The organism is Metabacillus sp. Hm71, from assembly GCF_051842955.2.
In the GTDB taxonomy this organism is placed as follows: Bacteria; Bacillota; Bacilli; order Bacillales; family Bacillaceae; genus Metabacillus.
Map to the genome: position 1 here is coordinate 2,575,183 of NZ_CM200278.1, position 23,386 is coordinate 2,598,568.

Here is a 23,386-nt window from a genome sequence, read left to right on the forward strand (position 1 = left end):
TTGTCAATCATTCCTAATTCTAGTGATATAGATGGTTTGGTTGATGAAGCCTCTAATTTAGCAGGAGAGTATCCTTTCATTAGTATCAACTCCTTTTTAGGCATTAGATGGTTTTGGGTTGTTGTTACCACCTGAATTTTTTGACTTTAGTGTATTCGGATTTTCTGGATTATCTACGCCAGGTCTTCCAGTTCCTTTATCATCGTTTCCTGATTGAGTAAACGCATTTGCAGCAGGGTATAAAATTGATTCTGTTTTAAGAATTTTGCGCTCATATTCAACTTGGCTAATTACATTTTCATAAGGTAAACCTGTCACTGCTTCCAACCAGAACTTAGAAGCTCCTGTCTGCATGTACAATTCTTTTAGCTGATCAATATGCTTATCTCTGTCTAACATTGTAGTTTTAGAGAATACTAATTCACATGAAACACTGTTTGGAAGAATTTGCTTTATGTACCTATTAATCAGCACTTCGAACTTCTCCAAAAGTGTAAATACATATCTGAAGAATTTTTGACTGTTTAAAGTGGCTGAACTAAAGTTTCCACTAGTACCTCCACCGTATATTAGCGCTGGACTGACTCCCAAGTTCATGAATATGTCATTATCAATCTTTTCATATAGTTCTTGTTTAAACATTTCGGTATCAACCTTTAATGTTTCAAGTTTAAAGAAATGTGGAAGGGCAATAGTCCCTGTCCCACTCGTATCATTGCCACGTTGATTTATACCGTCTTTCTTTTGCATTAGTTTGCTTACTTCATTGAAATAAGCAGTTATGACTTCTTTTGGTACAGGTTTAGTTCCTTCTGGATCTAAGGTAGATGCATAAAGTATTATTACTTGTTTAATTATACGATCTGCAACAGACCTTTCTACACGATTAATCATTTCTTTCTGTAAAATTGAACCCCATGCACCAATGCTAATCGGTAAACCATATGGAAAATTTCTATGACTGTCGGCAGCAATTACATCACAATTTTTCAACTCAACATATCTATGATCTTCACCTTTGTTTTTATAGAGATTATACGCTGCAACAGTTACTTCATCAGGTAAAGACTCAATTATTGATAGCTTGTCATTAACTGTTTTATAACTTTCAATTGATTTGAGGTCATATTCTACAACCCATCGCCCATTACGTTGTTTGTTTATACGAAGATCATCTAAATCAAGAAATTGAACATACTTCTTATTTCTTAAACAAGTGACAATAGTACCCATTTCGCCAATTTCATAATAGGCATCCCGTAAGAAGTTTTTTAATTCAATCTCCCTTAAGAAATCATGAACTTTACGCTCATACTTTTTCAATTTCTTTTCATCATCAACTTCAGACCAAGATAGCACATAATCAAGAGTAGGGAGGGACTTAAACGTTCTCAGAAGTTCTTTGATCAAGCCATTTTTATTTGTTAAATATTTACTTGATTTCTGTATTTCTTTAATATTTGTATATGGGTTTTGTAAATACCTATAGAGATCCGTTAACTTAATATCAGAAACAGAACTCCCAGAGCCGTACTGAGTTATATAGTCTGTTAATCCTGCCACTTCCAACCATTGTGAGAAATCATCAGATGGAGTAGGGGAGGTAGATTTATTATCAGTTGACATTAGCTTCCTCCTTTCTTATAATGATAATGAATAATAAATTTACTTGTGTTAGAATCCTGACTGCATGAAGAATAGGTAGTCAGAAATATCTCCATCATCATTTTTCTTTAACTTTCTTTCAATTTCGTTGGCAATATAATTTAGATAACTTAAACTAGAATATCTATCTTTTCTACTTGATCCTTGTTCCTTAAGTTTTACTAAACCTGTATCAGAAATTTCACCTTCAAGATTCATCATCTCATTAATTAGTAAAGTTGTTTGAATGTAAGGCAATCTGAAGTTTACTTTTACATCCTCTGGGAGTTTATCGAATCCTTTAATTTTCTTTAGTATCTCTTCGGATTCATTTTCTGGAATAAGAAGTTTTATTTTATTTCTTCTAAGAGCGTCCTTAAATGATACAGCTATTTCACTGTTCATTTGAGGTGTTGCCCTAATACTATACACAACTTTAGGTGCATTTGAATAAACGCATCTTTCAGCAAGTCTTTCGTCATTTATACAAGATAATGGCTCATATTCTGTTCCACGTTCAGAATCATATTGTGTTTCTGTTAATTGATCATAAACGCCAATACCTGCGTTTTGAGTGTCAAGAACAATATAGTCGCAATCAAAGTCGTAAAATAACTGTCTAATTCTTAGCGCTTGAACGCCAGTATGTCCGCCTTCTATAGACTCAGAATAGATGACTTGTCTTTCGTATCCTTTATTCGTAGGTATCATTCTGGCCACAAAGAAAGCAGAAGCGTCATTCTGATTTCCTCTCATTGTAGCTATATCGGCAGATATTAGACGTATCTCATCTTTATCTTTTTTAGGAATGAGTATGCTCTTATCATTTATTAGGTCTGTTATTTCTTTTGGGTAGTATGCTTTTCCTAACTTTCTGTTTTTCTGTAAATCTTCAAATTTAAAAAATGCCTTTTCAGATTCACCAAAAAATAAGCATTCCATCTCAATTGACCAACTTATAGGATCAAAATTCGATTCCGACATTTCATCTTTAACTTGATCTTCCATCAGTAGTCCTTCTTTAATGGAGATATAGTAGGGGATTCCACATACGAAATAAGATTTTCCTTTAACCATCGCATCAAAAAATGCTTTAAACTTATCCCATGAGTGATGACTTTTATACCATGCAGAGGATAGATAGAGCTCCTTGTTACGTTCTTGCAAATGGGAATATTCGGGTTTATCTAGGTATTTAGGTTGTCTTGGTGCAGTTTGAAATTTACGCAAAACTGAATTAATTACATTTAAGTCAACCATTCGAAATTCATCAACGATAAGAACATTTGATCTTTTACTTCTTGCATTGTCATTGGAAGCTACGATCTTTATCCAACTTCCGTTATGAAAGTCTACTTTGGCATCATTAGTCCCTGTTTTTAACTCACTAATCTCTCTGGCTAAATTTGGACTGCTTTTCCGCATATCATCTATCTTCTCAATTACTTCTCTAGCTTGTGATTTAACACCCGATGCCACTATGATTTTTGTTTGAGGAAAAAGAATGCATCTAACAACACAAAAAATTGCTGTGAGAAAAGTTTTTCCTTGTCCCCTGGCAGCCGTATATAAAAAGTAATTGAAATGCATCATTGCGAATAATAATACTTGCTGGAACAATTTCAAATTAATACCTAGATAATCTCTAACAAATCTATGTGGGTTTGCTCTATAGAATGAAGCCCATATTCCGATGCCATCCATGAGCCTTTCTGATTTAGATTGAGGTTTTCGATGATTTTTACCTTTATTAAATATATTAATTCCTTTAGTTGCTTTATTTCTATCTACTTGGAAATTGTTAAAGGATGCCATTTTCATCATCCTCTTCGTCAATACCATCAAGTTCAATTTTATATTTTTTAACTTCCTCATCATATTCTTTTTGATAAGGATTCTCTAACCCAACCATTCTAGCTAAATGGCCAAGAAACCATACTTTTATGTATTTTCCAATACCGTCAACATCTTTCCACTTTTCGTCTGGTTCAGGAACAGGTTTTTCATTCTCAAACTTCTTAATTAAAGTACCGAACGATTCTTGTTCAACGGCATTTGCTCCAGTTTCTTGAACGGGTTTTAAATTACTAGAGCCAAGTAAGTCTTGTAGAGTTTTTAACTGTTGATCAACTTTTTCTCCATTTTCTCTGCGTTTTTCTATGTCTAACTCAGTCAAGCAGATTTGTTTTATTAAGAGTTCCATTCCCTTAGAATCACATTCATATCTATTTATAAAATCTTCGAATTCATTTTGTAGCCATATGTAATCATTCAGATTAAATCCTCTGCCCCAAAATTTCATCATATAATCTATATCTTCTTGGGATATGTTTTGCTCTTCATTGCTAAATTCACTCAATGTACTACCGACATTATTATCTTTATGAAAATCGCTATTATCGTAATTTTCATACTTATAATTTAGAGCTAAATCTTTAAGGTAAATGCCCAATGTTTCCTTATCATTGGATAGTGCTGTTTGCCATGCATCTTTTTTATATGGTCTATCTATGACACGCAATATTTCTTTTATTGTTGTTTCATTTTCTTCATTTAATTTTTCTTTTAAACATGTTTTACAATAAGGAATTTTACCGTCACCGTGCCATTCACTATATGATTGGTAAAATTCAGTTTTACTTTTTTCTTTAGTACATTTAAGACAAACTTTTTTGTTTGAATTAGTCATAACTCACACTCCTTTCATAAAATGAGTTATCCAAAAATCCTTTATCTAAGAGTCAATAGTAGGGAAGGGGAGAACCGGCTATTGACTCTTATAAAAAGATTCTTGAGGAAGAATAGGGGATATAGATAAAATTGATTAAATCAATTCACTATAAACAAGTTAAATTTATCTTTATAATTCTTGTTTCTCAGCAGATAATTTCTGATGCTTTGCAATTTCAATATTCATCTCTTTGGTAATTCGAGCAGTCTCAAGATTGTGTTCAATTGTTTGCTTATTCAACAAATAATCAAGTACAAAACCTTGATCAACACCTGTATTAAGTAGCGCAGTAATCACTCCTGCTAAATGTGAAGTATCTTCAATACCTCGATGAAACTCATCTGCATCATAAAATTCCATAGGGATCTCAATAGGAGGTAGTTTATCATCAGAACCACCCAATAATTCTTCCAATTGCTCAGGATCAAGTTCTAAAATCTCTTCTTTGTTTTGTTCTTCCATGCTCATTACCTCCTATATAACCTTATCGATTACGCCTAATTCAAGTGCTTCTTCACTCCACATGAACCAGTCGTATTTACGCTTTGTAATATCTTCTAACTGTTCATAAGTAATCTTTGTATATTTAGTTATCAATTCTTTCATTCTGTCCCAAATAGCATTTGTTTCTTCAACGGATTCAATTTGTTCTTGCAATGTACCCCAAGTAGCAGAAGAAGGTTGATGACACATGATACGAGAATGCCTTAGCCCTTGTCTAAATGAGCCACACAAAAGTATCATGAATCCCATTGACATAGCTACAGAGTTAACAGTAGTGATAATTCTATATCCGTTCTCACGCATAGAAATCATTTTAGAAATTAGCGCTAGGCCGTGATAACAATGTCCACCATATGAATCTAAAACAATCTCAATGTCTTTTTTTGTTCCTTCTTGCTTATCAATATAAACAAGTCTATCTAATAAATAACAAGCCTTAAACATTGATTCCCTGTCAACTTCTTCGCTAATGAAAATTCGTCTGTCTCTCATTGCAGAATTAATTTTCATTTCCTCCAGGAAACGATCAGGGTATACGTAACTCATTTCTGACATATGTAAACCTCCTATTGTGGAGGCATCGAATTACCGAAGTAATCATACCTATAATTATGTATAATTTTTTTATAATTTAATATTATATGTACATTCGAGACCGTCATTTTCGTCAAATACAATAAATTTCTGACCTGGTTTCCCACCGTACCTACCTTGTGTAGAATGATCGTCAGCCCCAATTAAACTATTATTGACTATGACGGTAGTCTTACCATGTTCTTTCTCATAGTGATGATGTATATGACCACCGATAATATAACTTGGCACAAATCCAAGTATTTGAGGTAACTTAGTTACACATTGATCAACTCTATCAAAGTTTCCGTGAACATAAATTACATCTTCATCGAATATTTTTGCAGCAATATATCCATCTTGATCAGTTACAATGTCAATATTATTGAAGTCTTTAAGTCTAGCCTCTAGGAACCAAGGAATTAAATATTCAAAGTTTTCCTTTAGACCAACATCACTTTTATGTCCTGTTCGACCATGATTACCAATAACATTGTAATATTTAATTGTTTCAAACTCATTGGCCAATTTAGACAATACTTCAGCAAGTGTTTCAGAAACATATTTAGTTTGTTCAATGATGTCCTCATTGGACTGGACTCTTGTTGAAACGTGAATGATACCGGAAACCATATCGCCAAGATTGGCAACATGTAATGTAGAAATTTTATTTCGTTTGCCATTCTCAATTATTTTGTTAACTAATTTTGCAACACGTTCATTAAACACTTGTTTATTAAATTTATTTAATGTATTGTTAACTTCCATACCATAGTGCCAATCACTAAATAAAGCCAATCCATGTTTCTCACTCAACCCTTTTTCAGCAGAAGGGGAGAAGGTAAGAGGTTTTTTCTTTTCTAATTGGCTAACAGCAATAACAATATCATCCTGTAGTTTTTCAAATCGAGCTTGGTTACGAATCATTTTCTTATATTCACGTTTCTGATCTTGATTACGAATCTTTTCCTTTTCAGCGTCAATCTTTATCTCTTCATGTTTACGTACAATTTCATCATCTAAATTATTAGAGATAATGAAATCTTTCCACTTGAGATACTGAGCATAATCTTTACGCCACTTAGATTCATCATATGAACTACCAAACTCTTTATTTAGTAAAGCAGCAATCTCGAATTTATCAATGCCATATTCATCTTTTCGATCAAACAATCGAATATGGTACTCCATGAATGACTCATTTTCCTGACGATGGATAATTGAAGTTGTCATTCAATCACCTACTCTTTGATAGGAAGTTCATTTTCTTCTTTAATAGTAATTGAAACAGTTTTACCATTAAAGTCTGACAAAATTTCCTTGAAATCATAAACAAGCTCTGTTTCTTTAGTTTGTTCAGTTACTTCCATAACGTCCATATCAAAGATACCCTTTAAGTTTACTTGATTCACCTTTTTGCTTGCCATTTTAAATCTCCTCCTTTTAATCTCCTAAAAAACAAAAATGCACTCTTCTAAATAATTAGAAGAGTGTTTCTGAGCAACGTAACCGTTAACTCGTTATATTAAATTCATTTGTGAGAGTAGAACGTTGCTTGGGTAAGTATAGTTTTTTGCCATACTTACATTTCTTCAGCTTTTGCAGCCATTTCCGAACGATAAATAATCGGTAATTCAACTTCTCCATAATATGATTCACCGCGGAAAACTTCACTTGCTCTACGCATACCATTGTTTTTACCTTCATAAGCACGACTGTCTACCTGTGCTGTGAAATCTCCATCTATAATCATTTTGCTGTCAAATCCAAGACGTTGAATGCCTAATTTAAGCAATTCTTTGTCTAGGTTTTGCGCTTCGATAACATATACAATTGCATTCATTCCAGTAGTATCGAAGCCTCGAATATCGCCAAAAGGAAGCAAAACAATTTGCTCTCTTTGAATCATTGCTTCTACATGACTCTTGTTTCCGAATTTACTTGTTAACATGTTACCAACGGAACTTTGAAGTAATTTCTGATCTTTATCACCGGTGTAAAAACCAAGCGCCTGTGCATTCTTAGCCAATGTTGGATTCACAAAGAATATAATTTTATCAATCTTATTCTTTTCCAATTGATGCATTGCGTAATTGAATCCAATTACCGATTTTCCTGTGCCTGGCTTACCTTTTATCATTGAAATCTTATTAATATGTAAACTGTCTAAAGCACATCGTTGATAAATATCCATTGGTTTAAACTGACCAAACATATCCGTTTTAAAGTTTTTACTGACAATGGACATGTAATATTTGCCATCCCAACGGAAAGCATCTAGATGTTCTTCTGAATATGAATCTTTTACAATTAAGTATTCGTTAACTTTTAATCCGAATGTATTTTTAGCAACGCCATTATAGAAATCGTCCAATTGCTCCTTACTCATAGACACTTCTTTGTAACCAAAGTAATCGTCTTCAATAGGAGTTTCCACTTTTGATTCAATATCAATAACTTCAATTCCTAATTCAAGAGCCTTTTCGTACAAAAGTCCATCATATGTAATTAATCCGTCACCTGTAACAATGCAGTATTTTAAAATACAGTTATCCATGTAGTCAGATGAATAGTCATCATTTAAATCCCATTTATAATCTTTTAAATCAATATAAATTTTATCTTTGGAACTTTTTAATCCTCTGCGAATTTCTCTTGCTTGCCAAGCTAGTTCCTCACCATAGCGATATTTAAGGTTTTCAAACTTTTCTAGTTCACGAAGTATCATCGAGGGGACTGACAGATTGTAATCTTCAAGATGATTTATAATATCCGCATGTCGAAGAAATAGATTCGTATCCAAAGCATATCGTTTAGTCATAAGTTAATCCCCTTATTTTAAGATTGGTTAGGTAAGGCAGGGAAGGAAACGAGGGGTATAGATAACCTGCCTTACGTTGTATTATGATTAGGAGGGGATGGGTACCCTCGAAGTTATTATTTAATATGTATAATTTACTTATATTAATTTATTTAACTGCATCTTTAAGTTTTTTAGATGGCTTAAATTTAGGCGCACTCTTGGCAGGTACTTCAATAGGAGATCCAGTTTGTGGATTTCTGGCTGTTCTGGCTGCTCTTTCCACAATTTGCAATTTACCTAAATCACCAAGAACTACTTCACCTTCTCCAAGTAATCCTTCTAATACAACTTCAAAAACACTGTCTACAATTGCAGCAGCCTCTTTCTTAGTGACCTCTAATTTACCAGCTACTGCACTTACTAATTCTGTTTTATTCATAATAAAACTCCTCCTTTTGAATCCTTATGTGTATATTAAATTTACTTTACGTTGAAATAAATAGGGGATAGGGGGATACTCACCCTTAAACGTGTACATTAGCTTTCTTCCTTTAACGACCATTAACGATAAAGGTGTAAGACACCTCTCAAACCCTTGTCTACCAACGATTACAAAAGATTGCAAGAAAAATAGTTGTGCAACTCACCGTGACATTCTTCTTTGTTTTTGTTTTCTGAGTCTAGCATTCTCTTTATCTCTTTTACTTTGACAGACATCGCATCTTACCTGTCTTTGTTTTGGATGTTCAATTTCAACTCCGCAATCTTCACATTCAACATATCCTTCTAAATTCAATTTAAGATTATTAACAATCACATCTCCAAAAGTATTCCAAAGTGTAGTCTTGTATTTACTATTCTTTTGAAAAAAAAGATACTTAACTAATACATCAGTAACATATTCTTCATTATTGTTAATCGCAAGCAGTTCAGCTCTGATCAACCTGTATATGTATAACTTATCATTCTTTCCAGTGTCTTCTTTATTTTGATTCATTAACCAACTCTTACTTCTATCCAATCTAATGTAAGCTTTAATGATATCATCATCAGGTTTAACACGTTTATTTCTCATTATCATCTTGTAGTCAAACTTTTCTACAATTTTTTTAAAGCTAATTCTCTTATTAGGGATAATACTTTCTAGACGATTCACTGTGCTGTTATTAATCGGCTCAACTCTTCCTTCATCTTTATCTTTAGCATTAATAAAGAAATGAGGAACTTTTGATTTTATGTATTTTGAGATAATCTTATCTACATGTTCAGGTCTAGTTGGCATATATAGTGTTTTAGCAAAATCAATTACAAAATTATTCTCCATACACAACCATTTGATAACGTCCAAATCAATATTGTCGCTATTCCATATCTTAGTGATGTTATTTGATACTTCTCCAATGTTTGCCTTATACGCCAAAACTAAACTATTATAAATATTCTCATGATTTATCTCTTGAGCTTCTGCTTTTGCCATTTCATAATAGAGAGGAACAATACCTTCCATATTACGCTCTGCAACTTCAACAATAGTTTCATCCTGAACGACTAACGCTTTATCACCGTCATTGTCGAATTGGAGCATCTTACTAATAGTATCATGAATACTTGTATAAACACCTTGGGTAATAAACCATTTTCTTTTTTCTTCATCTATTACATTTTTTCTAATTGCATGTTCTCGATATAGATGAGGTGATCTTAGGATGTCTAATTTTACTGGATCATATAGGGTACAGTAGCACTCACCATTAGACAATAATCCTTGTGGTTCCCTATTAAGAAAGAGTTTTTCGCAAAAAGCATAAAGATCAGGAACGATAAATGTGTATTTACCATTAACGTTTAATTTACCACTTCTAGCATCTTTAACTAATGATTTTTTCTTATCTTTAATTACTTCTTTTGAGTGAGCATCCTGAAGTAAAGGAGGATACATTAGCAAAGCTTTTTGCAAACTATTTTTATTTAAATTGGTCTCAGTTGCGCCAAGAACCCTCAACATTGTGCCTTTTTCAGTGCCAATGCTAATAATATCTTTTGAAGTATCTTCACATAACTTATCAAGTTCCTCATCTGAAATATTGGAAAGAGTTTGCAACATCTGGTAATTTAATTTAGCATCTCCCGAAGTGTCCTCCTCATTAAGAGTGGCGGCTTGACAGTTATACTTGATAAATTTATCTTTATAATCTTGCCAGTCAGAATAGTATTTATACATTTTAAACTGTGACTTTGTGAAAATAATCTCGATATTATCCTTTTTTATATCCCATTCCTTACCGTAAATATCTTTAATAATATGAGAATTATTCTCTTCTGCAAACATATCAAAAGGGAAGGGTACTAATAAGCCTTTGATCCAAGGTAATCTAACCATAAAAGACTTATCACTAACTTTAGGGAGCATAATGCCACACCCGTCGGTATGCTCAATTGGAATGTTCATTTCCTTCCTAGTAATCTCATATGTATTGTGATCTATATGATCAACTAGACTATAAACCTTAGTTTCTAAATCAGGAACAACTATGGCTTTATTGATATCAAATGTTCTCCAGTGAGTGGTTGCACTATTCGATAATGCCAAATACGCTTGATATTTGTTTACATTTACTCCTCCTTGACGATTAATATCTTCAACGCTTAAACCACATGTTAATGACTCTTTGTGTTTATTGAAGGTTGCATCTCGGATAAAGACTGATTTTTTAGTCCTTATTTGTCCAGCAGAAGATGTGAAATAACTGTACTTTTCGTTTTTATAGACAAATCCACTTTTTATAATATCTTCCAGTATTTGAAAATAATAAGTTTGGACAACAATGATGTCGTCAGATAATGAGCTTTCTTTTATACTCAGTGTTCTAGTTAATACAGAATCAAATAAAGAAATCACATTATTATCTCTTAGGGCATCTTCTCTTAATGTTCGTATTTCGGAGTTTTTGCTAAATGCTTCGTATAGTTTATTCTTAAGTTTTACAATGCGCTCACTGATATATTTCTTGCGTTCATTGTGAGTTTCTTTATCATTCTTTAAGTAGTCTCTGTAGCGATACGACCTCAGTAATTTTTTATGAATTTTTTGCTCAGTTTCATTATAGAATGCTGAAGTATCTACAGAATAAATGTAAATCTGACTATCTAGTCCTTTTACCATTCATTCATCCTCCTTTAGGATTTTACACTAATAAATCTTATTTCTTTTTCTAATCTTTTCTCCCCAATTTAATAGTGCATATTCCAATGTTTTATTATTCAACCCAGGAATTTTAATTTCTTTAACAATGTTAGTTATGGGGAGTTTTTCTTGAATGTACAAGTATAATATCTGACCCTTTGATTCTTCTAGTCTATCAAATACTTTTTTATTACCTACTTTACTCTGTCTTTTGTCATTCAATTTTATTTTGTTTATTACCCAACTATCTGTAAATTTATATATTTCAACATTAGATTTATTACTTTTGTTAAAATCATGGTCAACTATTAATTTGCCTTTTAATTTCGAACAGTGGTTACATTTTTTATTTGAGTTGCTTCTTTTAATAAAATTTTCTCCACAGATGCAGCATAAAATACAACCTTCGATTACCTCTGTAATTGGTCTGAAAATTAACTTCTCGTTTTTATTATTAAGAATGTGCATTTTCTTATATGATTTTTTAATTGTTAAAGTGGTGTATCCAGACCATTTAGACGCATCTGTTATTGATCGGAATATGTAACCATTATAAATACAGATAACAGGGATAGAATTTTTCTTTTTTAGAGACTCTTGAACTTTCCCACCTTCAACCATATTGTAAAAATTATTATTTTCTACCGCATTGTATTTTTTAATCCATGCTTCTTCAATAGCATTTAATTCTTCTTCTGAATATGCGTAGTCTATGATTTCACGGGAAAAATTCTCTTTTCCGTATTTTTCAATTGCTCTCATTAAGTGGAAACCACTACCAAGATAAGATTTCCATCTTGAGCCACTATCAAATTTCTTTTGTCCAATGTATTTCTTGCCATTTTTCATATTTGTTGTAATGTAAATAAAACCATAAGGATCTTTAACTAGTAAGTCATCCACTTTTTCCTCACCCTTTTTATTTAGAGGGGAAGTATTAGTTCCCCATGTATTCTTTTTTCATTTCTCTGATTAATTTTTTATATGTATAATTTACTTCTAATTCATTATTCCATATGTAATTCTCATAGTACTCCATTTCATCTTGTGTTGCTGTTTCCATCTGAATCTTATCTTCAAGGAAAGCGATAAGATCACTTTTCGTCCATCTCCGTTTAGTCACAATGTCCACCTCCAATCCTATTAAGATACAAATCTATTTAAGTAAAACGAACATTTTATTATGTATGCACCACTTGTTCGTGTAGCTTACTCTTAATATACATGATTAATTTATTTATGTCAAGGGTAAAACATGATTAATTTATCTTTATTATTTAATTTCAAAACTTTCTATATAATAAGTTGTAATTTTTTAAAAGGGACTTGCAAGCGTTAGCGTCCCAATACATATGAATGTACTGTGTATGACAAAAGTAAGACTTTTCTATGATTTTTCTATGATGTTTCAACTTTTTAACTTGTCTGTCTTACAAAAGTCATAAAAAAGTATGACTTTTTTATAATAAGGGAGGAGTTTTTTATGATACTTGGAATTGATGCCGGTAATAATGAAGTCAAAATAGCAGGTAAATATGGTTTGATTAAATTCTTATCTGACATTGGAGAGGGGAGAAGTATTAACCTGGAGCAAGTGCATGGGGAAGACGACATGGTATTTGAATATGAAGGGAGATATGGTTTCGCTGGATCTTTAGCAAAATATGAATCAGAGTTTTCCGGTGCAATTATGGGTGATTCTAAGGCTCATGAAGACACTAAATTGAGAGTTCTTCTTGGTATTCACCGATATTTAACCTTGTACAATGTTGAAGATTACAACTTTCAAATCATTGTCGGCCAACCAATTTCCAAGCACACTCCATCAGAAAAGGAGAAATTGAAGAAAATACTCCAGGGAAAACACATAATCACTGTAAATGGAATTAAAAAGAAAATTAATATAAATGTAGTAAATGTAGCTGCTGAAGGAGTGTCCAGTTTCTGGGCAAACCCAAAGGAAGGTCTTACAAGAATAATTGATCTAGGTTCTGGAACAACCAATTATGCAACAGTTTTAGATGGAAGGTTTATTGATAAGGATTCAGGAACGTTGCCTTATGGTATGAACACAAATAAGTCTAATGATATTGAGGCATTAGCAAGAGGTATTGCTACTGAAACACTGAAGAAATGGAAAAAAGAAGATCAGGTTTATTTAGTTGGAGGTGCTGCAAATCTAATTGAACATTTAATGAAGCAATTCTATCCCAATGTACAGTTATTAGATCCAATCTTTAACCGTAGAATTCAAGATCCTATCTATGCTAATGCAATTGCTTTTTACAATATTGGAGTGAATGTTTATGAGTAGAAAAGTTAAATCCGTTTATTTCAACACAAGTGATCCTTGGGAATACGAAATGTATGCATATTCACAGCAGTACCCTAACTTTTCGAAGTTTGTTAAGAAGCTTATACAGAATCATATTAACGGAATAAATCCTAACCAATCCGTTCAGCAAGACGAGTATATTAATCACTCAAATGAGACTGTAGACAGCCCTATATTTGATACTAATCTAATGAAGAATCTTTTGTAATTTAATTTATTAATATACCATTTTCTATTTACCGATCAAATTACCGAGAGGTCGTTTTTTATTACCGAATCCTAATTACCCATGTAATTACCCCTTCGGGTAAGAAGGGTTTGATTGGGTAAGTATATTTTCAGTGCGAGAGCGATCTCGGTAATTTGACTACAGATTTGATTTACTAGAAAAATAATAATCAAGGAGAGTTATGTAATGAGTTATAAAATAACATCACGATATTTACAGCAAGAGGGATTCAGAAATCATCCTCATACTGGGGTGGATTTTAAGATGGCTGAGGGTGAACCATTGAGAGCAATTAAGGAAGGTGTAATTCATGTAAAAAATTTTGGGGATACCAACGCAGGGAAGACGGTTTTAATTGAGGCTGAGGATGGGCGTACTTATATCTATGGTCATTTATCAAAGTTTTCAGTTAAAGAAGGGCAACATGTGGATGCTGGTCAGTTAATTGGTTATTCAGGAAATACCGGCCACTCAACCGGAGCTCATCTACATTTTGGAGTAAAAGAAGGAGGAAGGTTTGTTGATCCTTCCTCGAACATCGAATTCATCCAAAATATGAACAACCCACAGTTTTTAGCCAGCATTAAAAATAAGACAATCACACTAACTACTACACCATCATTTTCTTTTTCTGATTTATTTAAAGAATCATCAAACATGTATGGCGAACTTTTCCAAAGTTTAAAGTTAAATATAATTTACTTACTTAAGTCATTTGATTACGTCAACATCATACATTACTTGCAAAACTTGTTTCAATTTTTCTCTTGATAAACCAGTCTCATCAATTATCCGTTGACTAAGATCTTCTAGTTTAATTTCCCATTGTGGTTTTTCATATGCAGTAAATCCAAAGTTCATTGGCATATTATTACCTCGTTTCTTTTAAGATATATTATTAACGGTTTTTTCCACCTTTATTATTTTGCTCTGAAATTTTAATTAGTTGATCTTCTTTAGGAGAACGTTGCGACATATGTTATCAGTCCTTTGGCTTTGATTTAGAATTAGTTTGTACATTAGGAGGTGTTTGTATACATGGAAAATAAAGTTGGGATTAACATTGTTTTAAAGCAAGAAACGCTCAAAGAGATTGATGAACTGCTTGGCTACTATAAAACTCTAATGAAGTATGAAGAATTTGACTTACCATCAAACTATGAAGATTTTATTAAGTCTGCAATTAATCACTATATAAATAGGTTAATGACTATTCATTCATTTGTTATTAGCGAAGAAACATACAAATTAAATTCCAATAGCAAGTTAAAAAACACTATCAAGGAATACATGATTGGACAACAAATGAAGCAAAAAGATATTGCTGCGCTAACTGGTATAGAACCAGGGGCTCTTAGTAATATCTTATCAAATAGAAATCAACCTTCAATGGACTATTTTTTACGTATATGGATAGCATTGGGATGTCCTCCAATTGAAGAGTTATTCTACCGTGACACTAATTGAAAGTGTCATTTTTCTTTTCCAAACTTTTCTAGAATTTTTTCAGAAATAACGCATAGGACAATTTTCCATTTGAGTAATATTGAGTATAGATATATTAGTTAAGAAATAACAACAGATCGGGAGGAAATTAAAATGATAACGACTTTAATTAGTTTACAATTAGCATGTGTAGGAGTTTCAACGTACTTAACATATAAAACAACTAAAAAATCTACAAAAATTAAACTTTCATCAAAAACAAAAGGATATAAATATTACAAAGCAGGAGGGTTTTAACATGGATATGGGTGCTACAGTTGTTGCATTATCAATTTTAAAAATTGCCACGATGCTAGGAATTTCAACAGGAATTATTTCAGGAGTTAAGTATTTTAATACATTTGAATTGAAGACTAAAAAGAAAGGAAGTAACTCACATGAGTCAGATGAAATTAAATCTCTCCGTGAAAGAATTGGATCAAGAAGTTAATTATATTAATCCTTATAAAGAAATTAATCTTAATGAATCATTTGAAAACCAGACTTTTTTAATAGAAAGTATCGAAAGGGAGGTGAAAAAGTTACCCAGCAAGAAGAAAAAAGTGCTTTACACAATTGCAAAAGCAACCCTAACAGCATCAATATCAAGTTTAATGCTAGTCAGTCCTGTATTTGCAGCAACACCAACGACAGCAATAATGACAACAGACATAATGAAAATAGGAATGTACTTAATAGGAATTTGTGCAGCAGTATCAACAATACTCGCAATAATACTTTCACAGTTGGCCGGAGCATACAGAATGCTAAGGAAATCAAAAGAAGCAACAGAATGGACTACAGATATACTCAAAGGTTACGTGCAAACACTTCTCGCACCAGTTCTGATAATTACAATAGCATTTCTAGCCTATCTACTGTTCGGAACTTCAGAATTCTCACAATGGTTCGTAAAACCTTTCTAAAACGAATATCAATTCCTTTTGGAGTAGCATCTACTGCATTCTTATTTACATCTATTAATAAGGCAAAAGCAGCCTCATTGAGTGAAATCATTACTCAAAAACGTGGAATTCTAATTAACGAAAAAGTCATTGAAGGTGGTGGTTCATGGGAAGGAACGAAAGAGTTTTTTGAAGTTTGGGGTAAAATTGGCGATGTGCTTGTTAGCATTACTGATTGGCTCATTAATTTACCTAGTAATTTACCACATTATTCTGTTGAATTATTATCTAAAATCTACGAATTACTCACTGTAACTGTTCTACACACTCCACTTTTTCTATTTAACAATTCATTTATCAAAGACACTTCACTTGTATTTGCAGGAATTTCAATTCTCATAGTAACAATCCTAACAATGGTTGAAGGAATTAAAAAGATGCTTAAGAAGAAAAATACAGATGTAAAAAAGATATTGAAGCGTTATTCTTTGTCAATAGTTGGAGCTGGATTTGCACCATTTCTATTTGAAAAATCATTTGAACTAATTAATGAATTAACAAAGGCAATATCAAAAATTGGAGCAAATGAAATATCCGGTTTCAATTTGTTCAGTAAGATTCAAATACCTCTTATGAATATCGGATTCCTAGACACATTATTACTATTGGCATTTGATGTAATTGTTGTAGCATTACTAATTCCTATAATTCTACAAACTGGCAGACGTTATTGGGATCTAATGTGTTTATCAGCTTTAACACCTCTAAGTCTTACTGCCTGGATATTTGATGATTACAAACATTACTTTAATAAATGGTGGTCAAACGTTAAATTGCTTGCACAAACTCAACTAATCTATGCAATTTACATCTGTTTAATGGGAGTATTCATATTTGGAACAGCAAATATAGTCACTGGTGTAGGGTTAATTGCTAAATTCCTAGTTATTATTGGCGGTCTTGCTAGAATGACAAATGTACCTTCATTTGTTAAATCAAGAGTTGACACAGGTAATGATATTGAAGATTCATTGTTCGGCTCAGTAAAAACAGCTAAAGATGTTTATGATACTGTTACTTTGAAAAAATTGAAAACTTTAAAGTTTTTAAAGGAGAGAAAATAAATGCTAACTAAAGAGAAGATTATTTTAACTTGGGAACAAGATTTCGATGAAGTAACTTATTTCACATTTACTCATGAAGGAGATTGTGTTATTTACAATATAGTTGAAGATAGATACTACTTTGGAACATATAACCATGGAATCTCATTCGCTGAAGCTTGCGAAATATTAAGTCTAACTGCATAGGAGGATAAGAATGGGTGTCTTAGAAACTATAATCTTATTAAATACTACAGTTGTAGTAGCAAATACAATTGTAATGTATATTAACTCAAAAACAATTTGGAAAGTCATTGATCAACATGCTTAAGGTATTCAAAAATAAAATAAATACTACTAACCGCACCAATTCATCAAATATAGTCCGACTAGTTGACTCTTTTAACGAAGAAATAACACTTCCTCTCTTAACATCTGACTTGTTAGGAGAGGGCATTTTCTCTTTTGAAGTAGTTGCCAACGATACATTTATTGAAAATTACGTTGTTACACCTCCATTTTTCCGTGAAACTCTTGGAGAAGAGTGCTATAGAGATTATAATTACTTGAAAAATAGCCTAAAACACCTCCATTGCTACAGTATTGAGCTTACAAATCCATCATTTTTACCCATTTTTACTGAAAATGAAGCATCGTTATTACAGGATTTATCACTTTTACAACAGAAAAACAGTGAATTATTAATACAATGCCTTATTACATTACGTCAAGACAATTGGAGAGAGATATTTATTGACCAATATGAAGAATATCTTAGAGGTAATGACTTCCCAAGTGCAAAACGTGTACAAAGAAGCATGCAGCGTTCCATTCTCAATGTGTTAAACAAAGTTAGTGGTACAAATACTAATAGAAAAGAAGTAAAGAAAATTAGCAATAAAATTCTTGACAATGGATATCGATTTGAATTTAGAATAATTAACACTGGCGATGACTTTGACACATTTGAAAATGAATTAAGCGATCTGCTAAAAGAATATGACTTTTTTAATTGTTTGCGATTCTTCAAGGATAGAAATAAGAAGCAGTTTATTGATAACTTTTTGAATAGAAGGTTCTCTCCTATCTCAAAAGATCAGTTAATCAGTGAAACTGAGTTATTGAGCATCCTATCAAGTGAGCAAATTGCAACTAAACAGGAAGCGATTCTAGAAAGGATGGATGGAGTCAAGAAGTCTGCAACGAAAATCAATAATTTTGACTTGTTGCCTATTGGAGTTAAAAAAGACAGAGAAGTTGATCATGAAATAATTGCACAATTACCTGGAGCATTAAAGAAAGCCAGAGCAACTAAGACGGATAAGATTGAAATATTAGATGTAGAATTAGGGGCAACAGTACAAAGGATAACATTTAAGATACCAAAAGACCATGTTTACACAGATATTAAGAATAGACACAATGATATTAATTCAGCATTAGGATCTGATATAAATATTATTCAAGGCAAAGAAGCTAATACAGTTACATTTTTAATTCCTTGTCAGCAACGTGATATTATTTACCTTAAAGAATTATTGGAGAGTAAAGAGTTTCAAGATTTTGCACAAGATAATCCACTTCCTTTTGTATGTGGTCTAGATATGTATAATCAACCGGTATTTAAATGCTTAACCAAAGCCCCCCACTTATTAATTGTTGGGGGAACAAACAGTGGAAAATCGGTTTTCATGAACTCTGTCTTAATGACGTTGATGTTGCTTAAATCACCAAATGAACTAAGGTTAGTTTTAATTGATCCAAAGAAAGTTGAATTGACGCTATATGAAGGATTGCCCCATGTAGAAGGAAAAGTAATTAAAGATATGGAAGAAGCAATTGGAAAACTAGACGGTCTAATAAATGAAATGGAAAACAGATACGATAAAATGTCTAAGAAAGGCGTTAAGAATATCGCTGCATACAATAGGCAAAGTAAATCCAAGATGCCTTATATTATCTGTGTGATAGACGAATATAATGACTTGCGTATGCAGTATGCAGAGGTAGAAAGCAAAATTGAACGGCTGGGACAGAAAGCGAGAGCTTCAGGTATTCATTTGATTATTGCAACACAGACACCAAACAAAGATGTCATGAGCAATACGCTTAAAACCAATTTACCTTCTAGAATCTCATTTAAATTAGACAATAGCAATGAATACAAAACTGTATTTGGAACGGGGATACCTTATAGGAATTTATTGGGATTTGGGGACGGAGTAGTAAAATATGTAGCTCAGACAGAAGAATTTATAAGATTCCAAGCACCTGTTATAACATTGGATGAGAATGAGGAAGAGAAGACATTTAACAATCTTAAGAAATTATACAAAGGTGAACAGATTGAAGAGTTGGATCTGCCAGAGATAGAGAAAGAAAGCGACCTAGATAGATTGAAACGGATAATTGCCGAGTCCGGTGAAACAAGGGTTGGCGAGTTGCGCAAGGAAATGGGGATAAAAATGAACATTGTATCTGACTTGATGCAGCAATTAGTTTTGGAAGGTTGGCTAGAGAAACCTGAAACTAAAAATAAAGGTTATCAATTGATTGCTGGGGAGGAAGAGTTGGATAAGTGGAGGTCATAATTAGTTATGGCCTTATTTGTTGTTTTGGGGACGCAGGAGTTTGATCTGAGCGTTTTAAATGGGAGGGAAGGTATTTATAGCCTGAGAGATTAAAAGAGCGAGATGAGGGTTGTGGGAGGTTTAAAATATTTTTACATATTTAATTTATTTATATATTGCCACACAAGTGAATTTAATATACAATGATACTAACGTTAAGCTGTAAACGTTAGTACACACGAAAGGAGGATAGATATGCAGTACAGAAATATCATAGACTCAAGAGGATTAAAACATAGGTTTGTTGCAGATTACATAGGAGTAAGTAAATCAATGCTGTCATTGTTTCTTAAGGGTGAAAGAAATTTAGCGCCAGAAAGATTAATGAAATTACATAAATTATTGAATATTGGTAAACAAAAGTAAACTAAATATAAAAGGAGTGGAAATTATTGAGTGAGCAAATCCAGGTTAAATTGAGACCGATTAAAGAGTTGTGGTATAACGATATTACTAGTAAAGCAGGATATTCATGCGTAACTAATGATACAGACAAAGTTGAGTTAGATAAGGTGTATGGAAATTTTTTGATTGTTGGAGTGCTACCAAGATTAACTTTGAGAATGGAATATAATGCGAGTCTTGTTGAATGCTTTGATAAAAAGAGGAATTCAAAATATTATGAGGTACGAAGCATATTTGAAGATATACCTAAAGATGTAAACAAACAAAGGGTCTATTTAAATCAAATTGTTGCACCTAGATATGTAGATGCTATATATGAAGTATATCCTAATCAAGATGTTATCAGTTTAATTGTGAACAATCAGATTGATGTTGATAAGATTAAAGGCGTTGGTAAGAAGATAATTAACCGAATAAAGAATAAGGTTGAAGAAAATGTTGAATACAGGGAAGCAATGGAATTTTTAGGTCAGTATGATATCAATCCAAACTTTATTATCAAACTTGTTAAACATTATAATTCAAGTAAACTAGTTGTTCAAAAGGTTAAAGAGTGTCCATATAATTTATTAGCTGTAAGAGGAATTGGATTCAAGAAGGCCGATGATGTGGCAATGAAAATGAAATATCCAAGGGATAGCAAGGAAAGAATTGTTGCTGCAATTGAGCACCTTGTTGAAGAAAATGAAAAAGAAGGTCATACATACATTAAACAAGATAGACTCATTGAGGAAGCATATCAATTATTAGGTATATCTCATGCGTTAATTACTGAACAAATATACGAAACTGACAGTATAGGAATCTATGGTGATTCAGTAGCAGTTAAGAAAACTTACTTAGCTGAAAAGAATGTGGCTAATATTTTAAAACAAATGGTTAAAGATTCTACAGAGTTGAATTTTGATGTAGAGAAGTTTATAGCTAGACAAGAAAAAGAAAACAATATGAAACTTACTGATCAACAGAAACAATTCTTTTACAACATTAAAAAGTATAATGTTAATTTACTTGTAGGTTTTGCCGGCTGCGGAAAATCGGCATTACAGAAGTTAGTTATTGCTTTATTGGAAGAACTGGGAATGAAATATTTATTGCTTGCCCCAACGGGAAAAGCGAGTCGTGTACTAGCCGAATACACTAACCGTAAAACCATGACTGTACACAAAGCAATACTTAAAGGATCAGATAAAGAAGAAAACGAAGAAAATGAAGATGATAACAATTACTTCGAGGAAGATTATGTCATTGTGGATGAGGCTTCAATGGTCGATGTAAAGTTGGCAAGTCAATTATTAGACAGAATCAATCCTGAGAAAACTAGAATATTATTTGTGGGTGATTCGTTCCAAATTCCAAGTGTAAACTGTGGCTTATTCTTACATGATTGTATTGAAAGTAAAGTTATTCCTACCACAATGTTAGATATTGTATTCCGTCAAAAAGAGGGTGGGATACTTGATATCATGACTAAGATTAGACTTAAGGAAAAGTTTATTAAAAATGATGAGTGGGGCATTATAAAATACGGTGATAATTGTATTATAGCATCAGTACCTCAAGATAGAATGGAAGGTGGATATAAGTATTATTACAATGAGTTATTGAAGAAATATAAACCAGAAGACATCATGGTGTTATCTCCACAGAAGAAAGGTAATCTTGGTACAGTTGCAATTAATGAAAATTTACAAGCAATAATTAATCCTGAAAGTGATAGTAAAGAGGAAATTAGACACGGTAAAGATCCTGAGTTTATTTATAGGGAAAATGATTATGTGATGAATACTGTTAATACTTATGGGATTCTCAATGAGCAAGACAGAGGAATTGATATTGTAAATGGTGAAACTGGATACATTGAGAAGATTGATAAAGAAAATAAAGAAGTGTTACTTGATTTAGATTATGATAAAGTGCCATTGGAGTTTAAACAGTTAAGACAATTACTTCATGCTTGGTGTATTACATTACATAAGAGTCAAGGTTCGGGAAGTAAAGCAGTTATTATGGTAGTAGATAAAGCACATAAGTTTCAGTTAAACGCAAATTTAATTTATACCGGTGGTACACGAAGTAAGGATTTATTGGTAATAATCTCACAGGGTGAAACATTAAACTTTGCTATGAGGAAAAATGCTAACCTACAAAGGAATACTTATTTAAAAGATATGTTGATGGGAGGGTGAATAGTTGAGTAAAAAGGGACTTCGAGTGAGAGTTCCTACAAATATAGTGAGGAATTCTGATATACAAATTGGAAATGGTGAGTTTCAGTTATATGTAAAGTTGTGCTTTTTACGCTTTAGAAATTATGAAGATGATAAGATAACATTGGATCATAAAAAGTTAATGTGCAACTTAGGGATTAATGATTCCAGGACATTCAAAAAGAGACTGAGCAATTTACATACAAGTAAATTAATCAATAATGAAATAGTAAAATTACCTAGAAGTGGGTGTATAGATATAGAGTTCAATAGTAAAATGTTGGACTCTAAGCATTTTACATTAATGAATGCTAAAGTGTTTGATTACATAGATAAGATTGATGAACATGCATTTAGGTTGCTGTTTTATTATAAGAGTCATATTAACAAAGATGATAAAGACAAAGATAGGAGTTTCTGCTATGTAGGATATGATACGCTAGTTAAAAATTTAAAAATGTCAAAGAAAACTATAGCCAGTGCAAATGAATTATTGAAAAAGGAAAAGTTGATTAAAGTTGAAAAGCATAAATTATGTACGGATTATCAATATGATGAAAATGATGAGTTAGTTTATGACAGGTACAATAACCATTATAAAATTAACAATGAAATGTTCTAGAAAATTTTCTGAGGCAAATTGCA

Annotated in this window: 25 protein-coding genes; 13 read left to right on the forward strand and 12 right to left on the reverse strand. The window is 32.3% G+C overall.

The features are described from left to right. Nucleotides 1-96: 96 nt before the first annotated feature. From ACSVDH_RS12125 to ACSVDH_RS12180, 12 genes are all read right to left on the reverse strand, one after another. Nucleotides 97-1,626 (reverse strand): hypothetical protein, encoded by a 1,530-nt coding sequence (locus tag ACSVDH_RS12125; RefSeq protein WP_439249580.1) that lies wholly within the window; start codon nt 1,624-1,626, stop codon nt 97-99. A 48-nt stretch (nt 1,627-1,674) separates the two neighbouring features. Further along, nucleotides 1,675-3,459 (reverse strand): terminase large subunit domain-containing protein, encoded by a 1,785-nt coding sequence (locus ACSVDH_RS12130; RefSeq protein ID WP_439249581.1) that lies wholly within the window; start codon nt 3,457-3,459, stop codon nt 1,675-1,677. Further along, a complete protein-coding gene (locus ACSVDH_RS12135; RefSeq protein WP_439249582.1) occupies nt 3,446-4,333 on the reverse strand; it encodes a YonG family phage-derived protein in 888 nt (295 codons plus the stop codon). Before ACSVDH_RS12135 ends, ACSVDH_RS12130 begins: the two co-directional genes overlap by 14 nt. A 171-nt stretch (nt 4,334-4,504) precedes the next feature. Further along, a complete protein-coding gene (locus ACSVDH_RS12140) occupies nt 4,505-4,837 on the reverse strand; it encodes a hypothetical protein (RefSeq protein WP_439249583.1) in 333 nt (110 codons plus the stop codon). A 12-nt stretch (nt 4,838-4,849) separates the two neighbouring features. Then, nucleotides 4,850-5,434 (reverse strand): ATP-dependent Clp protease proteolytic subunit, encoded by a 585-nt coding sequence (locus ACSVDH_RS12145; protein WP_439249584.1) that lies wholly within the window; start codon nt 5,432-5,434, stop codon nt 4,850-4,852. Nucleotides 5,435-5,503: 69 nt separating this feature from the next. Further along, nucleotides 5,504-6,685 carry a hypothetical protein gene (locus ACSVDH_RS12150; RefSeq protein ID WP_439249585.1) on the reverse strand — a complete coding sequence of 394 codons (1,182 nt, stop codon included), beginning with the start codon at nt 6,683-6,685 and terminating at the stop codon, nt 5,504-5,506. Between the two features lie 8 nt (nt 6,686-6,693). Then, complete coding sequence (locus ACSVDH_RS12155; RefSeq protein WP_439249586.1) at nt 6,694-6,879, reverse strand: YonK family protein; 186 nt, start codon at nt 6,877-6,879, stop codon at nt 6,694-6,696. A 155-nt stretch (nt 6,880-7,034) separates the two neighbouring features. Continuing rightward, nucleotides 7,035-8,273: a PhoH family protein gene (locus ACSVDH_RS12160; RefSeq protein WP_439249587.1), complete on the reverse strand. Its 1,239-nt coding sequence runs from the start codon at nt 8,271-8,273 to the stop codon at nt 7,035-7,037. A gap of 148 nt (nt 8,274-8,421) precedes the next feature. Next, the gene (locus ACSVDH_RS12165; protein WP_439249590.1) at nt 8,422-8,694 is read right to left on the reverse strand and encodes an HU family DNA-binding protein; all 273 of its coding nucleotides are present in this window, start codon (nt 8,692-8,694) and stop codon (nt 8,422-8,424) included. Between the two features lie 204 nt (nt 8,695-8,898). After that, nucleotides 8,899-11,418: an RNA dependent RNA polymerase gene (locus ACSVDH_RS12170; protein ID WP_439249592.1), complete on the reverse strand. Its 2,520-nt coding sequence runs from the start codon at nt 11,416-11,418 to the stop codon at nt 8,899-8,901. Between the two features lie 27 nt (nt 11,419-11,445). Then, nucleotides 11,446-12,342 carry a GIY-YIG nuclease family protein gene (locus tag ACSVDH_RS12175; RefSeq protein ID WP_439249593.1) on the reverse strand — a complete coding sequence of 299 codons (897 nt, stop codon included), beginning with the start codon at nt 12,340-12,342 and terminating at the stop codon, nt 11,446-11,448. A 34-nt stretch (nt 12,343-12,376) separates the two neighbouring features. Beyond that, nucleotides 12,377-12,562, reverse strand: a complete 186-nt coding sequence (locus ACSVDH_RS12180) for a hypothetical protein (protein WP_439249594.1) — start codon at nt 12,560-12,562, stop codon at nt 12,377-12,379. Between the two features lie 360 nt (nt 12,563-12,922). On the opposite strand from ACSVDH_RS12180, the gene ACSVDH_RS12185 reads away from it, so the two are divergent. The 13 genes from ACSVDH_RS12185 to ACSVDH_RS12245 all read left to right on the forward strand — a co-directional run bounded on the left by ACSVDH_RS12185 (nt 12,923) and on the right by ACSVDH_RS12245 (nt 23,363). After that, a complete protein-coding gene (locus ACSVDH_RS12185) occupies nt 12,923-13,753 on the forward strand; it encodes a ParM/StbA family protein (RefSeq protein ID WP_439249595.1) in 831 nt (276 codons plus the stop codon). After that, the gene (locus ACSVDH_RS12190) at nt 13,746-13,982 is read left to right on the forward strand and encodes a hypothetical protein (RefSeq protein WP_439249596.1); all 237 of its coding nucleotides are present in this window, start codon (nt 13,746-13,748) and stop codon (nt 13,980-13,982) included. The genes ACSVDH_RS12185 and ACSVDH_RS12190 overlap by 8 nt, the downstream gene beginning before the upstream one ends. Before the next feature lie 207 nt (nt 13,983-14,189). Beyond that, entirely contained in the window at nt 14,190-14,774 is a 585-nt protein-coding gene (locus ACSVDH_RS12195; RefSeq protein ID WP_439249598.1) for a M23 family metallopeptidase, read from the forward strand. Between the two features lie 267 nt (nt 14,775-15,041). Continuing rightward, nucleotides 15,042-15,470, forward strand: a complete 429-nt coding sequence (locus ACSVDH_RS12200; protein ID WP_439249599.1) for a helix-turn-helix transcriptional regulator — start codon at nt 15,042-15,044, stop codon at nt 15,468-15,470. A gap of 132 nt (nt 15,471-15,602) precedes the next feature. Beyond that, on the forward strand, nt 15,603-15,746 hold the full coding sequence (locus ACSVDH_RS12205) for a hypothetical protein (protein WP_439249600.1): 144 nt from the start codon (nt 15,603-15,605) through the stop codon (nt 15,744-15,746). A 1-nt stretch (nt 15,747) separates the two neighbouring features. Further along, nucleotides 15,748-15,939 (forward strand): hypothetical protein, encoded by a 192-nt coding sequence (locus tag ACSVDH_RS12210; protein WP_439249601.1) that lies wholly within the window; start codon nt 15,748-15,750, stop codon nt 15,937-15,939. Next, complete coding sequence (locus tag ACSVDH_RS12215) at nt 15,887-16,414, forward strand: hypothetical protein (RefSeq protein WP_439249602.1); 528 nt, start codon at nt 15,887-15,889, stop codon at nt 16,412-16,414. The genes ACSVDH_RS12210 and ACSVDH_RS12215 overlap by 53 nt, the downstream gene beginning before the upstream one ends. Next, complete coding sequence (locus ACSVDH_RS12220; RefSeq protein ID WP_439249603.1) at nt 16,393-17,517, forward strand: hypothetical protein; 1,125 nt, start codon at nt 16,393-16,395, stop codon at nt 17,515-17,517. The genes ACSVDH_RS12215 and ACSVDH_RS12220 overlap by 22 nt, the downstream gene beginning before the upstream one ends. After that, nucleotides 17,518-17,703: a hypothetical protein gene (locus tag ACSVDH_RS12225; RefSeq protein WP_299831313.1), complete on the forward strand. Its 186-nt coding sequence runs from the start codon at nt 17,518-17,520 to the stop codon at nt 17,701-17,703. Between the two features lie 116 nt (nt 17,704-17,819). Further along, a complete protein-coding gene (locus ACSVDH_RS12230) occupies nt 17,820-20,087 on the forward strand; it encodes an FtsK/SpoIIIE domain-containing protein (protein ID WP_439249604.1) in 2,268 nt (755 codons plus the stop codon). A gap of 234 nt (nt 20,088-20,321) precedes the next feature. After that, on the forward strand, nt 20,322-20,492 hold the full coding sequence (locus ACSVDH_RS12235) for a helix-turn-helix domain-containing protein (RefSeq protein ID WP_439249605.1): 171 nt from the start codon (nt 20,322-20,324) through the stop codon (nt 20,490-20,492). A gap of 26 nt (nt 20,493-20,518) precedes the next feature. After that, nucleotides 20,519-22,720 carry an AAA family ATPase gene (locus tag ACSVDH_RS12240; protein WP_439249606.1) on the forward strand — a complete coding sequence of 734 codons (2,202 nt, stop codon included), beginning with the start codon at nt 20,519-20,521 and terminating at the stop codon, nt 22,718-22,720. 4 nt (nt 22,721-22,724) lie between these two features. Beyond that, nucleotides 22,725-23,363, forward strand: a complete 639-nt coding sequence (locus tag ACSVDH_RS12245; protein ID WP_439249607.1) for a hypothetical protein — start codon at nt 22,725-22,727, stop codon at nt 23,361-23,363. The last annotated feature ends 23 nt before the right edge of the window (nt 23,364-23,386 follow it).

What these genes read in the sequence shown, in the direction of transcription:
- ACSVDH_RS12125 (WP_439249580.1), bottom strand. Translation starts at nt 1,626, where the DNA reads ATGTCAACTGATAATAAATCTACCTCCCCTACTCCATCTGATGATTTC.
- ACSVDH_RS12225 (WP_299831313.1), top strand. Translation starts at nt 17,518, where the DNA reads ATGCTAACTAAAGAGAAGATTATTTTAACTTGGGAACAAGATTTCGAT.
- ACSVDH_RS12215 (WP_439249602.1), top strand. Translation starts at nt 15,887, where the DNA reads ATGAGTCAGATGAAATTAAATCTCTCCGTGAAAGAATTGGATCAAGAA.
- ACSVDH_RS12135 (WP_439249582.1), bottom strand. Translation starts at nt 4,333, where the DNA reads ATGACTAATTCAAACAAAAAAGTTTGTCTTAAATGTACTAAAGAAAAA.
- ACSVDH_RS12155 (WP_439249586.1), bottom strand. Translation starts at nt 6,879, where the DNA reads ATGGCAAGCAAAAAGGTGAATCAAGTAAACTTAAAGGGTATCTTTGAT.
- ACSVDH_RS12140 (WP_439249583.1), bottom strand. Translation starts at nt 4,837, where the DNA reads ATGGAAGAACAAAACAAAGAAGAGATTTTAGAACTTGATCCTGAGCAA.
- ACSVDH_RS12235 (WP_439249605.1), top strand. Translation starts at nt 20,322, where the DNA reads ATGCAGTACAGAAATATCATAGACTCAAGAGGATTAAAACATAGGTTT.
- ACSVDH_RS12170 (WP_439249592.1), bottom strand. Translation starts at nt 11,418, where the DNA reads ATGGTAAAAGGACTAGATAGTCAGATTTACATTTATTCTGTAGATACT.
- ACSVDH_RS12130 (WP_439249581.1), bottom strand. Translation starts at nt 3,459, where the DNA reads ATGGCATCCTTTAACAATTTCCAAGTAGATAGAAATAAAGCAACTAAA.
- ACSVDH_RS12200 (WP_439249599.1), top strand. Translation starts at nt 15,042, where the DNA reads ATGGAAAATAAAGTTGGGATTAACATTGTTTTAAAGCAAGAAACGCTC.
- ACSVDH_RS12195 (WP_439249598.1), top strand. Translation starts at nt 14,190, where the DNA reads ATGAGTTATAAAATAACATCACGATATTTACAGCAAGAGGGATTCAGA.
- ACSVDH_RS12220 (WP_439249603.1), top strand. Translation starts at nt 16,393, where the DNA reads ATGGTTCGTAAAACCTTTCTAAAACGAATATCAATTCCTTTTGGAGTA.
- ACSVDH_RS12230 (WP_439249604.1), top strand. Translation starts at nt 17,820, where the DNA reads ATGCTTAAGGTATTCAAAAATAAAATAAATACTACTAACCGCACCAAT.
- ACSVDH_RS12145 (WP_439249584.1), bottom strand. Translation starts at nt 5,434, where the DNA reads ATGTCAGAAATGAGTTACGTATACCCTGATCGTTTCCTGGAGGAAATG.
- ACSVDH_RS12150 (WP_439249585.1), bottom strand. Translation starts at nt 6,685, where the DNA reads ATGACAACTTCAATTATCCATCGTCAGGAAAATGAGTCATTCATGGAG.
- ACSVDH_RS12160 (WP_439249587.1), bottom strand. Translation starts at nt 8,273, where the DNA reads ATGACTAAACGATATGCTTTGGATACGAATCTATTTCTTCGACATGCG.
- ACSVDH_RS12210 (WP_439249601.1), top strand. Translation starts at nt 15,748, where the DNA reads ATGGATATGGGTGCTACAGTTGTTGCATTATCAATTTTAAAAATTGCC.
- ACSVDH_RS12165 (WP_439249590.1), bottom strand. Translation starts at nt 8,694, where the DNA reads ATGAATAAAACAGAATTAGTAAGTGCAGTAGCTGGTAAATTAGAGGTC.
- ACSVDH_RS12185 (WP_439249595.1), top strand. Translation starts at nt 12,923, where the DNA reads ATGATACTTGGAATTGATGCCGGTAATAATGAAGTCAAAATAGCAGGT.
- ACSVDH_RS12190 (WP_439249596.1), top strand. Translation starts at nt 13,746, where the DNA reads ATGAGTAGAAAAGTTAAATCCGTTTATTTCAACACAAGTGATCCTTGG.
- ACSVDH_RS12205 (WP_439249600.1), top strand. Translation starts at nt 15,603, where the DNA reads ATGATAACGACTTTAATTAGTTTACAATTAGCATGTGTAGGAGTTTCA.